Annotated in this window: 9 protein-coding genes; 5 read left to right on the top strand and 4 right to left on the bottom strand. The window is 55.0% G+C overall.

All coding sequences use genetic code 11. The annotated features are described in order from the left end of the window. Positions 1-291: 291 nt before the first annotated feature. Positions 292-1,500 (top strand): vWA domain-containing protein, encoded by a 1,209-nt coding sequence (locus ABD971_RS07785; protein ID WP_345320912.1) that lies wholly within the window; start codon positions 292-294, stop codon positions 1,498-1,500. Positions 1,501-1,885: 385 nt separating this feature from the next. Here the strand turns inward: ABD971_RS07785 and ABD971_RS07780 are convergent, their stop codons facing one another. The 4 genes from ABD971_RS07780 to ABD971_RS07765 form a co-directional block, all read right to left on the bottom strand. After that, entirely contained in the window at positions 1,886-3,226 is a 1,341-nt protein-coding gene (locus tag ABD971_RS07780; protein WP_345320910.1) for a hypothetical protein, read from the bottom strand. Between the two features lie 16 nt (positions 3,227-3,242). Beyond that, positions 3,243-3,659, bottom strand: a complete 417-nt coding sequence (locus ABD971_RS07775) for a hypothetical protein (RefSeq protein ID WP_345320908.1) — start codon at positions 3,657-3,659, stop codon at positions 3,243-3,245. Next, positions 3,656-4,708, bottom strand: coding sequence for a DUF1559 family PulG-like putative transporter (locus tag ABD971_RS07770; RefSeq protein ID WP_345320906.1), 1,053 nt, complete (start codon positions 4,706-4,708; stop codon positions 3,656-3,658). Before ABD971_RS07770 ends, ABD971_RS07775 begins: the two co-directional genes overlap by 4 nt. 310 nt (positions 4,709-5,018) lie before the next feature. Continuing rightward, a complete protein-coding gene (locus tag ABD971_RS07765; protein WP_345320904.1) occupies positions 5,019-5,492 on the bottom strand; it encodes a DUF2946 family protein in 474 nt (157 codons plus the stop codon). A 318-nt stretch (positions 5,493-5,810) separates the two neighbouring features. Here ABD971_RS07765 and ABD971_RS07760 point away from each other — a divergent pair, with 318 nt between their 5' ends. The 4 genes from ABD971_RS07760 to ABD971_RS07745 all read left to right on the top strand — a co-directional run bounded on the left by ABD971_RS07760 (position 5,811) and on the right by ABD971_RS07745 (position 12,478). Beyond that, positions 5,811-6,356: a sigma-70 family RNA polymerase sigma factor gene (locus ABD971_RS07760; protein ID WP_339938522.1), complete on the top strand. Its 546-nt coding sequence runs from the start codon at positions 5,811-5,813 to the stop codon at positions 6,354-6,356. Beyond that, positions 6,353-8,050, top strand: a complete 1,698-nt coding sequence (locus ABD971_RS07755; RefSeq protein WP_345320899.1) for a LamG-like jellyroll fold domain-containing protein — start codon at positions 6,353-6,355, stop codon at positions 8,048-8,050. The genes ABD971_RS07760 and ABD971_RS07755 overlap by 4 nt, the downstream gene beginning before the upstream one ends. An 8-nt stretch (positions 8,051-8,058) precedes the next feature. Then, entirely contained in the window at positions 8,059-10,926 is a 2,868-nt protein-coding gene (locus ABD971_RS07750) for a PSD1 and planctomycete cytochrome C domain-containing protein (protein WP_345320897.1), read from the top strand. 154 nt (positions 10,927-11,080) lie between these two features. Beyond that, the gene (locus tag ABD971_RS07745) at positions 11,081-12,478 is read left to right on the top strand and encodes a DUF1501 domain-containing protein (protein ID WP_345320895.1); all 1,398 of its coding nucleotides are present in this window, start codon (positions 11,081-11,083) and stop codon (positions 12,476-12,478) included. The last annotated feature ends 31 nt before the right edge of the window (positions 12,479-12,509 follow it).

The following is a 12,509-nucleotide window of genomic DNA, read 5'->3' as shown; positions in this document are numbered from 1 at the left end:
ACCGCGGCCCTCCCCGAAAATCTCGTTGAAGGCTCGGTTTTCGACCTTCCCAGCGTTGCTGGGCGGGGGAAGCACGTGCTCGCGAAAGCTGCTGGGGCCACCTTTGACCCGGTGCCTTACGGCCCTCTCGGTTCACATCTCGACCACGCGACCATCCCTCGCCGGGTAGAATAGAAAGATCCGAGTCCGGCAACTTCGATCGATCTATTCCCCGAAGCACGCGACGGAAAAACGTTCCATTGCGGTTCCGCTTACCCGTACAAGAACCCTCTCTTTTCTTGGAGAAATCCGATGCAAGCGACTCTGAAGTTTGTGCTGCCGCTGGCGATTCTAATTGGCTTTAGCCAGCAAATGATCCCTGTTGTTCATGCCCAAGGTGTCACGATCACGATTGAAAAAGACAAGGATAAAAAATCGGACTCCAAAAAGAAGGCACCGTTTTCGGGGACGCGGCCTTCGGTCGACGTGGCGATTTTGCTCGACACATCCAATTCGATGGACGGTTTGATCGGCCAAGCCAAAAGTCAACTTTGGAACATTGTGCAAGAATTCGCCAAAGCCAAAAAGAGAGGCAAAACGCCGCTGCTTCGCGTCGCGGTGTTTGAGTACGGTAATTCAGGATTACCCGCCAGCGAAGATTACATCCGCCAAGTCGTGAAGCTGACCGATGATCTGGACAAGGTTTCCGAAGCACTGTTCGCGCTCCGCACCAATGGGGGTGACGAGTACTGTGGCGCGGTGATCAAGGAAGCGGTCAAGCGACTTGATTGGAGCAGCGAACCGAACGCCTACAAAGCGATCTTCATCGCTGGTAATGAACCGTTCACACAAGGCTCGGTCGATTATCGGTCGGCTTGTAAAAAGGCGATTGGTGCGGGCGTGGTTGTCAACACCATCCACTGTGGCGACTATCAACAAGGGATCAACGGCAAATGGAAAGACGGCGCCGATATTGCCGAAGGCGAGTATTTGAACATCAACCAGGATGAGAAAGTGGTGCACATCAAGGCACCGCAAGACACGATTATCATTAAACTCAATAACGAATTAAACAAAACGTACCTCTGGTATGGATCCAAGAACAAACGAGAGAGTTACGAAAAAAATCAGGCGATGCAAGATTCCAATGCAAGTGGTTTTGGCGGGCTCAGTATTCGTGCCGCTACCAAATCCAGTTCACTGTATCGCAACGTTGGACGTGATTTGGTGGATACGTACGAAGAAGACAAGGATGCGATTGCCAAGATTGACGTTGCGGAATTGCCAGCGGAATTGCAGTCACTTTCGCCCGCCGAGCGGCTCAAACGAGTCGAGGCAATGTCGAAACGTCGTGCAGAGATCAAGGCCAAGTTGGCTGCCGTGAACAAAGAGCGTCAAGCCTACGTTGCGGCTGAGCAAGCCAAGTTGGCGGAGCCGTCGGAGGAGGCAACATTCGGAGACGCCTTCTCCGGAACCGTCCAAAAGCAACTGGAAGCCTCCGGTTTTGAACTCGAAAAATAGATGGCCATCTGCCGCCAGCGTGACCCCTTTCCGTAGCGAAACTCGCCAACGGCTTGTTGATTTAATCTAAATGCAAATCGAAACGGTGAGCCGTGAGCCGTAAGGCACCGGGTAACGCGTGAGACCCGGCCGCTGACGCGTCGCGGCTCACTGAATCAACAAGCCGCCAAGCGTGTCGGTGCACACCTAGCCGCATCGCATCACCGTTCGCCAACCAGAGTGTTTGGGAGGATCGAGATTGGTCGTATTGAACTTGGCGCTAAAAAACGCGGTTGATTGGGCAAAATGGAGTGTGGGAAATCCCACCGCGCGAGACACGGCAACCGGAGGTGGTCGGACCGATGGCTGACGACGCCTCACGCGGCAGGACAAAAGCAGGCGAGGATTATTCTCCGATCGCGACAATCCGCGATGGATTTCCGCCTACCGAAAATGTTTCTAAAACACGCTGTTCGGTTAGCGAGATCAACGAAAGGGTTCCATCGGCTGGATTGCTGATGACCACTTCACGCCGGCTCGGCAGGACGACAGCCTCGTGATGGCCCGAGTGACCTTCGATCAGATTGCCTCCGATCGAAAGATCCGCAGCGACGGCAGCATCGGAATAATCCTTATCTGCATTCGGGTCGAGATCGACAATCAAAAGGCAATCATCAGCAGGCGACGTTTTGTTTTCGCGAAACAAGATCGCCAATTGCTTGCCGCCGCGAGCGTTTACCGCTAATGGCGTTGTCAACGTTTCGCCATCGGCTAGTTCGATCGGCAGCGACGCCACCGTCGGATCGTCGCTGACCGCGTCGATCCAGCAAAGCTGAGCATCGTTGCCTTTGCCGGCGGTAAACAATACAAGTTGATCCAGGTTTGCAAAAGCTCCGGTGCGAAGTGGAGCGTCATCGGCGTCTTTGCCGAGCGATAGGTGGTTTACTTCGACCGACTCCGGCGCAGAATCGAGATCCAAGTCCGCGTGAACCCAGCAGATACCATCGCTTGGCGCCAGGAACACTTTGCCTGAATTAACCGTCGCTCCGTGCAGTCCGCCAGTGGGGCAGTGGATCGAGTACCGTTTGCCATCGTTGTTACCGAGCCCGACGACGTCGACGCGACCGGCATCGTCACCGTCGCGATCAATCCAGGTGGCATAGACCACTTTCTCTTCGATCGCGGCGAGTGTGATGTGCCCGTGGCCTCCTTCGTGAAACAAAGTGGCCGTTTCCGGGCTTTTCGCTTTTCGTAATCGTGACGCACTGGTGATGGTAAATCCATTGTTGCTATCGTTGGCTAGCACAAACGATTTTCCATACTTGTAAACGTGTGCGGGGTTGCCTTGGTCTGTATCAATCCTGGTGTGCAGCACGCTTGGTTGATGTTTGAGCCGCACGTGGGAATGATCACCATGCGATTCTTCGACCGCGCCCGAGTCGATCGCAATCCAGCCGCTACCAACGGTACCTGCGGCATGGTCGTGGATCCCAAGCACGATGATGCCCGCGTCCGTTTGCATCTGCACCAGCATTTGCTCGGCGGTGTCCAGCGATGGAAAGTCGGGGATAGGTTCCGGTTGCAGCGTCCATCCTTGGGCGGACTTTTTTAGGTCGCCGTAGTTCACGGTGGCGTCGTGGTTGTCTTGCCAAAACAGCCGAGCGACGGTTCGGCCCTCGGCGTTTGCGGTTGCCGTCGCTATCGTCGTGATCAAGCAAGCAGCGGCCAATTGCAGTAGAGATTTCATAGTAAGGTATCGCATTTTAATAGTGGTTGGTTGGGGTAAGCGGGCGAACGGCACCGCGGGGAAGTCGGATGGACTGGACATCGCCCTGGGCAAGCGGCTTTAATTTCAGTCCGCTGTCGGTTGGTTTCAGGTACTTGGCGTCGAGAATCCAGCCGCCATCGCCGAGCGAACAGAGCGAGACGAAGTATTCATCGGGTTGCGGATGCGGCGTTTCAGCAAAGTGAGCGATCCCATCGGTCGATGAAATCGCTTGCGCTAGAACTGGACCGGTTGCCGATCCGTGCAAGCGAACATGCACGTCGGCGAGTGGATCGGAACGGTAGCTCACTGCGACGCCAAGGCCATCGGTCACCGTTGCATTGGAGTCCCGTCCACCGCAACCGGTGAGAGTTACTGTTGATGAAATCAACAAAATCGAGGCGAGCGTTTTCACTTCGGCACCTCCACCACTTCGCGTCCATCACGCGAGAACAAGGCATGGTACAAGTTGCGATCGATCGAATCGGTCAAAAAATGGATGCTGCCGTCCACCATCGCGTGCATGCTTCCACCGGAGTGGTAGGAGCGCGACGCAAAGAAGCCGCGTCCGTGGATTCCGATGTCGGGAGTGCGGTGGTTGGGGGTCATGTAACCATTGATCACGGTTGCATATGGCACACCGCGAATCCACGATTGGCCTCGATTGCCACTGTAGGATGAAATGCGACCCGGATAGATTGCGTCCAAGTTGGGATTGGCGATAAGGCTTCCGTCATCGAGAAACCCGGGGTTAGGAGCCACGTTGCCCGTGGTGCCGCCCCAATTGGCGATGCGGCGGTGCGGACCTTCAGGCGTAGCTTCGCTGACGCCGCTGGTTTGGTCCCCGAGCACCGTTTCGGCCATCAGCACGGTATTGGACGTGCCATCGAGACAATCTCGAAATCCTGCCCACGAATCGGTCCAAACCATCCCGTCGGTGCGGTAGCGATCGTCGTAGTGAGTGTCGGTCCCACTGCCGTAACTGAACATATAGCTCAATCCACCACACGTCCCTTCGCTGTCGTCCGCAAAAACCGTTGCAAAATTGGGATCTCCGATGTCGCTTGGACAGAGAAAGGTGGGCACGACGGACGTGATCGCATCACGCTGCTTGGGATTAAAACGAGCCATCCAAGCAGGACCCACGAGCAATGGTTCTTCAAAGTCGATCAGGTCGCTCAGCCCTGCCTGCTCGATGTACGGTAGCACTCGGGCTTGCACCGAAAAACTGCTCGAACCCGTCATTGCGGGAATGACTTTGAACGTACTTTCATAGTTGTGTACCGCTAATGCGATCTGTTTCATGTTGTTGCTGCAAGACATTCTTCTCGCAGCTTCACGCGCGGCTTGCACCGCGGGCAGTAGTAAGGCAACCAAGACGCCGATGATCGCAATGACCACCAGCAGTTCAATCAGGGTGAAAGCGGCTCGGCGCCGCAGGTGATTTTTGGGGGGATATCTCATTTTGTCGATTCATGTGGAATTGGATTGGATAGGTGCAAAAGCCCAGCGTGCTGGCGGCGCGCAGCTTCAGCCGCTCGTGTCACTGGTTCGGTCACAATGGCTTGACGCCGCAGCGAGCCGATGCGAAACGATGGATTGAATCAGCGACCCAGCGAAACATCGTGGGCGGATGCCACGCAATCTTGCAGTGGCGGCGCGCGGGGGCCGTCAGCAACATGGCGCAGCGTCAGCCGCGAGGTGTTTCAACAACACGTGTGTTGGGGGGTAACACGCAATGCCGGACTCGAAAGAAATTCGCGAGCCAAATGGCTCAAGCGATGGCAGGGGGACCGCGGGGCGCGGCGACAACGAGAAAGATCGGAACGACAATGAAGCCGCGTTGATTTTCCGCTTGCTCGACGTAAGCATCACTGAGAACAGCTGTTTCGAGTTCCCATGTGAAGCCACAGGGGACGCTCAGCGATTGACAAATCAGGCAGCGGTCGTGGTCATGATGAGCCGGACTGTGTTGATGGTCATCCGGTACATCCGTTTCCGTGGCCGGTTCGTCATCGTGATGATGGCAGCCGTGTGAGCAACCCGCGTGAGCGGATCTCGGTTTGTCGGCGGGGGCCAAGTCGACACACTGGAGCTTGCCGTCCCGTGCCGATTTACTCTCTGCCGATCCATCATCGCACGTCACACCGTCATGGCATGTCGCAACATGCAGCCATGCAGGGGCATGTCCCAGAGCGATTACGCTGCACAAGACAGCGGCAACAAATGGTCGGATTATCGAAAGCACGGCGGCATTCGTGGCGAGAGTTCAGGAAGAAAAAAGTGGTCCGACCAAGGACAGTTTCGTTACGGTAGTGCGAGCCATTCGGTTCGTCAAGTCAACCAAATTGCCGAGCAACGATCGAAGTCATGGGCAAATCATCGGGGCACCTAAGTTAGCGTCATTGCAACAAGACAGATGCCCCAGTTTGTCTCTGATGACTCCGGAAATTCCGCGTTTACGGAGGTTTTCGCTCTACAATGAAGGAATCTCCCTTCACCAAGAAAAATACGAAACCGTGACTTTTTTCTTGTTAACCTTTTCTCTCGATCGGCATTTATTGGTATGCACCCACCCAATTCTCACTCTGCCGATGAAGCCACGTTTGTGGGACAGCTGACTGAATGTCAACTGCCACTGATGCTGTACGTCCGTGCATTGATGCCGGGAGATCATGCGGCGAGTGATGTGATCCAGCAGACCAATACCAAGATTTGGGAAAAACGATCCGATTTCGAGCCCGGAACCAATTTCAAGGCTTGGGCTTTTGCGATCGCCCGTTTCGAAGTGCTGAACCATCGCAAGCAACAAGCCCGAGACGCCCGCTTGCGATTCTCGGACGAGCTGGAAGTGACCGTAGCGGACGAGTTGGTCGCTCTGGATGACGATCTGTTGCAGCGACATGCGGCGTTGCGGGAATGTATGAAGTCGCTCAAACCCGAGAGTCGTGAACTGTTGATGTGTCGTTATGCTTCCTCGGAACCGTTGGCTGATTTTTCAAAACGCGTCGGTCGATCGGTGGGCGGAATCAAAGTGACGCTGCATCGGCTGCGTAGCAAGTTGGCGGATTGTATTGAACAGCGACTCGTGACTTCAGGAGACATGGAATGACACCTGACCAACGCTCCGCGCTGCTCGATTCGCTTCTGGACGGTGACATCAGCGAATCCGATTTCCTCAGGATCGAAGCCGAGTTGATTGTCGACCCGGAAGTGCGACAGGAATATTACCGACGATTGCAACTGAATTTGCTGCTGGAACGCGAAGCGGCCGAGTCGCTGTTGGATCCATCCGCGCATCCGATACCTGTGGCCGAGCGAGTCGCGGCGGAGCATGCTGCGGTCCAGCAATTCAAACCACGGGGATTCAAGCCAGAACGCATGATGTTGTTGGCGGGCACCTTGCTTGCCGTCGCGGCAAGCTTGCTGATCGCGGTTCCTCTGATTCAAGGAATCAGAGGACAGAACGGTCTTGTCGCGGAAAATAGCGAGTCATCACCAAACCCTGCCATGGAAGAACCATCGGCGAGCGGGTTTGCCATTTTGAGCGGCCAAAGCGAAGCCGTTTGGGAAGGAGTCTCCGTCGGTAGCGGCGGCTTATTGCCTGAGGGCGATTTGCATTTGAAGTCTGGCTTGGTTCACTTGGAATTATTCAGCGGTGTGCAAGTCGTGATTCAAGGCGAGGCGATCTTTTCAATCGATTCGCCGATGCAAATCAGCATGACCCGAGGGCGTGCACGAGCTCAAGTGCCCAATGCGGCACACGGTTTTCGCATCAAGACCTCTGCCGGCGAAGTCGTTGACTTGGGGACCGAGTTCGCGGTGGATGTGACCCATGATCGCTCGAGTGTTCAGGTGGTCGATGGCGAAGTCGAGTTGCGGCCTCAGGGGGCCGGTTCGGACGCGGATTCACTTCGTTTATTGGAGGGCGAGTCGGTTGATTTGATGTCCGATGGACAGGTTTCGCAAACCCAATCCGCCGATCTGAATTTAGTTGGCCCCGTTGCGTTTCAAAAAGAGCTGGCCGCATCACAATCGAATCGTTTGCAGCGGTGGCAAGCCGCTAGCGAACGGATGCAAACCGATCCTCGGTTGATTGCTCATTATCAAGTTGATCCAAGTGCAGAATGGTCGCGACAATTGATGAACCTTGCTGCCGGACGCCGCGACGTTGCCTCCGATGGCGCGGTGGTCGCTGCCGCACGGGCAACGGACCGCTGGGGGCGTAGCGGCGGTGCACTGGATTTTAGCCGTACCGGCAGCCGTGTTCGTTTGGATGTTCCCGGCACCTACCGTGGTTTGACGCTGTTTTGCTGGGTCAAAATTAACAGCCTGGACCGCTGGTACAACTCGCTATTTTTGACCGACGGCCATGAAGTTCACGAGCCGCACTGGCAAATCATGCAGGATGGCCGGATGTTCTTTTCAGTCAAGGCACCGCCTGCGGATCCGCAAGCGAACCAGGAATTTTCGCACAAGATCTACTATTCCGAGCCGATTTGGGACACCTCGCTCAGTGGCCGCTGGGTCATGTTGGCGACCGTCTATGACGTGGATACCCAGCGAGTCGCTCACTATTTGAACGGAACGGAAATTAGCAGTGAGGCGATCCCCCCTGAATCGCTGGCGGAAACGATCGAGATCGGCGCGGCATCGATTTGTAATTGGAGCCAGCCGATGTATCGCACCGATGCCACGTTTGTGGTGAGGAATCTGAATGGGGTGATGGACGAATTCGCAATGTTCGCTGGAGCATTGTCGCAACAAGAAATTAGCGAAATTTATAAGCTGGGAGATCCCTATTGATGTGTGACATGATCCGTAATATTCGAATCGTTCCTCTGCTGGTTGCGGCGCTAGTAACTAGCACCGTGATTACTAGCACCGTGTTGGCCGACGAAGCGGCCGAGCGTGAATTCACCTTAAAGGTGCTTCCGCTGCTGAATGACAAATGTCTTGGCTGTCATGGCGCGGATGCGGATGACATCAAAGGCGAGTTTAGTGTGCTGACGCTCGCGGATATGTTGCGCGGCGGTGAGTCCGAAGAACCGTCGGTTGTTCCAGGCAAACCGGACGAAGGAACTCTGATTGATGCAATCACGTGGACCACGCTGGAGATGCCTCCCAAAGAAAATGACCGTTTGACGGAAGCACAAGTTGCGGTCGTTCGACGCTGGATCGAAAACGGAGCACCTTGGCCAGATGAGGCGGCTCAGACCCGCTATCGCGATGAAGAACGCCAACAACGGGTGACCGACGAAGGAATGATCGTGACCACTAGCGGCGGTACGTCGAGCGAGTGGACTCATCGTCGCTATAAACCCGAAGACCTGTGGTCGTTTGAACCGCTGAAAGACAAAAACGACCTGTTGCCCGCGTCGGTCGACGCATCCGAGGCGATTGACTATTTCATCGACAAAAAACTGGTCAAAGCGGATTTGAAGCCGGCCAGCGAAGCGAGTCCCGAAGACTTGGTTCGTCGTGCAACCTTGGATTTGACTGGCTTGCTGCCCGCACCCGAAGAGGTCGATGCGTTTGTTGCGGCATGGAATACCGATTCGCAAGCGGCTTGGTCCGAGTTGGTGGATCGATTGCTTGAAAGTCCTGCGTACGGCGAGCACTGGGCCCGCCATTGGTTGGACGTGACTCGCTATGCCGATACCGGAGGGATGGCGAACGATTTTGAACGATCCAATATGTGGCGTTATCGTGACTATGTGATTCGCTCTTTCAACAACGACAAACCGTACAACGACTTTGTGGTCGAGCAAATCGCCGGTGATGAACTGGCCGACGAGTCGGTGCGAACTCGCAGCAAAGGCAACGAAGGGGCAGTTAAGAAAGCTCAGCTCAAAGGCGACTACACTCCGGAGGAAGCCGAGTGGATTATCGCCACAGGCTTTTTACGATTGGGGCCTTGGGACAACGCGATGATCGAAGCGGACGAGGCACGTCAAATTTTCTTGGATGACCTCGTCAACATTACCGGACAGACCTTCCTGTCCACCACGATGCGATGCTGCAAATGTCACGATCACAAATTCGATCCGATTCCAACGCGTGATTATTACCGCATGTATTCGGCGTTCGCGGCGACGCACATGGCCGAGCGGAATGTGCCACTTTTGGATGTCGAAAGCCGCGAACAGTTCGAAGAAGGCCGCAAACATGTTCAGAAGATGCTCGATTTCGCGGTTTCCGAAAAGACACGCTTGGTGAACAAACGCGAAGCCGCGGCCCGCAAATGGTTCGACGAGCACAATCTGCCGTACAAGAACGAACAGCAACGAAAGGATCTGCCGGACGAAGAGAAGCCGGAACGACACGTTGGTCTGGATCATGTCGAGCAAGGTCAGCTCAAAGTTCGTGAGCAAGATGAATGGATTTGGACTCGTCGACTCGAACGCTACGAACCGATGGCGCAAAGCGTTTACAACGCCGAGTTTGCCAAATTGGCTTGGAACGGAGCTCGCAAATTGCGAATCACGCCGGACAAGAAGAAGGAATCGCTCGTCAATCACATCTTGGTTGGTGGCGCCCTGACGGCACTGGGCGATCAAGTCGCACCAGGCGTGTTGAGTGCGGTGTCGGTACCAGTGGATCCACACGCCGACGATCCTTATTTGCTGACCGAATCGGTCGATGGCCGACGATTGGGACTCGCTCGCTGGATCGCACACCCTGAGAACGCATTGGCACAGCGATCGATCGTGAACCGGATTTGGCAGTACCACTTCGGTGTCGGGTTGGCTGCAAATGCAAACAACTTCGGCGGCAAAGGAGCGAAGCCTTCGCATCCTGAGTTGCTCGATTATCTTGCTGGCGACTTTATTGAGAACGGCTGGACGATCAAGCGGATGCATCGAAATATCATGATGTCCGACGCGTACAAACGTTCCACGATTCCGGTGGACGCCGAACAGATTGCCGAAGTGGATCCAGACAACAAATTGCTCTCCTATTTCCCCCGACGCCGTTTGAGTGCCGAGGAACTGCGAGATTCGATTCTGTTGATCACCGGCGAACTGCAGCAGTGTGAGGGTGGATTGCCGATCAGTCCCGAGATCAACATGGAAGTGGCGCTGCAACCGCGAATGATCCAGTTCTCGTTGGCTCCGTCGTACCAGCCATCGCGGACCCCCGAGTTGCGGAACCGCCGGACGATCTATGCCTACCATGTACGTGGATTGGCGGATCCGTTTACCGAATTGTTTAACCAGCCAAATCCGAACGATTCGTGTGAGTTGCGCGAGACGGCTTCGGTGACACCGCAAGTCTTCACGCTGCTCAATAGTGACACGATGACCGACCGTTCGGTGGCCTTGGCACTGCGATTGGAACAGGAATGCAAGACGCTGTCCGAGCAGATCGACCGTGCATTTCGTCTGACATTGGGGCGTCATGCGACCGCCGATGAACAGCAACAGCTGTCACGTTATGTCAAAGACATGCATGTGTACCATCAATCGGTCGATCCCGAACCGGTGGAATATCCGACGGTCATCACTCAGTCATTGGTCGAAGAGTTCTCAGGTCAACCGTTCCAGTATGAAGAGATCTTGCCAATCTTTGAACGCTATGAACGCGACAAAAAAGCAGCGGATGTATCGGATCAAACTCGTGCGTTGGCCGACATGTGTTTGCTGTTACTGAACACCAATGAATTCATGTACGTCGACTAAGAACCAATCCGGAAATCGGTAGCGGAAGTCGTCAAGACTTTCGGCCTCGATAGAGCTTGATCGAAAGTCTTGACGACTTCCGCTACGACAGACTCAGCGATTGCAATTACCTGCTTCATCGCTCCAATTCATTTCATTTCGAAGAGTTAATGCCATGTTAAACGCAAACCGACGATCTTTTCTGTACGGTCTTGGGGCAACCTTGGGTACCGTCGCCTTGACCGATTTGATGGCGGCTGAAACGGCGAAAGCGGCGTCTGCGGGCCCGCTCGCACCGAAGCCTCCGATGCATCCGGCCAAAGCCAAGAACGTGATCATGTTGTTCATGGAAGGCGGCCCAGGGCATATGGATACCTTTGATCCCAAGCCTGAATTGACTCGGCTGCATAAATCGGAATCCAAGTTGACGGCGGGGCAAGAAACGGGATTCAAGTTCTTTGTCGGCAGCCCATTTGGGTTCAATAAAGTTGGCGACAACGGGATCGACATGTGCGATCAGTGGAAATATCTTTCCGACCCGTACGTGGCCAATGAGTTGTGCAACTATCGCGGTTGCCAAGCGGAATCGCTAAACCATCCCGAAGCGTTGTTCCACATGAACACCGGCAGCCGTTTGGGAGGCGACCCGGCGCTGGGGGCTTGGTCCACCTATGGGCTGGGCAGCGAGAACCAGAATTTGCCGGGCTACGTGGTGATGACCGAAATGGCATTGCCGCAAGGCGGACCGGGCAACTGGAGCAACGGATTCCTGCCGCCTTACTACCAAGGCACTCGGTTGCGACCTCAGGGCTCACCGATTTTGGACCTCGCTCCGCAGCAATTCAAGACACGCGAGCATCAACGGCGAGCGCTCGACGAATTGGCGCGCCTGAATGCTCAGCATTTGACGTCGTTAGGTGCCGAAGACGAGAAGCTCAACGCACGGATGGAGAGCTACGAATTGGCGTTCCGGATGCAGACCGAAGTGCCTGGCGTGATCGATCTGGCAAAAGAAGATGCGAAGACGCTGGAGATGTACGGATTGAATGATTCGGAAACCGAGACATTCGGTCGTCAATGTTTGATGGCGCGTCGCTTGGTCGAAAGCGGTGTTCGCTTTGTGCAAATCTTTAGCGGCGGATGGGACAGCCACGATTATCTCGAGCGGGGTCACACCGCGCGTATCAAGAGTGTCGACAAGGGGATGGCCGCATTGATTCGCGATCTGAAGCAACGTGGAATGTTAGAAGATACGTTGGTGATTTGGACCGGCGAATTTGGACGTACACCGGATAACAACAAACGCGGCGGCGTCTATTCACTCGGTCGTGGCCACAACAATCAAGCGATGACGATGTTGATGGCGGGCGGCGGCGTCAAACCAGGTGTTGTGGGGGCGACCGATGAACTCGGTTCTTCCGCGGTGGAATGTGTTCATCCGATTCGCGACTTGCACGTGACGCTTCTGCACTTGTTGGGACTCGACGACAACAAGTTGACTTACTTTCACGGCGGCCGCTACAAACAGCTCAGCCAGTTTGGCGGCGAAGTGATCCACGACCTGATCGCATAGCCGTCGATCGCTCCAAAATGTGGGATAGGCT

The organism is Novipirellula rosea (assembly GCF_039541335.1).
GTDB lineage: Bacteria > Planctomycetota > Planctomycetia > Pirellulales > Pirellulaceae > Novipirellula > Novipirellula rosea.
Note: the sequence above shows the minus strand (reverse complement) of the source record. Positions and strands in the feature narration are given on the sequence as shown.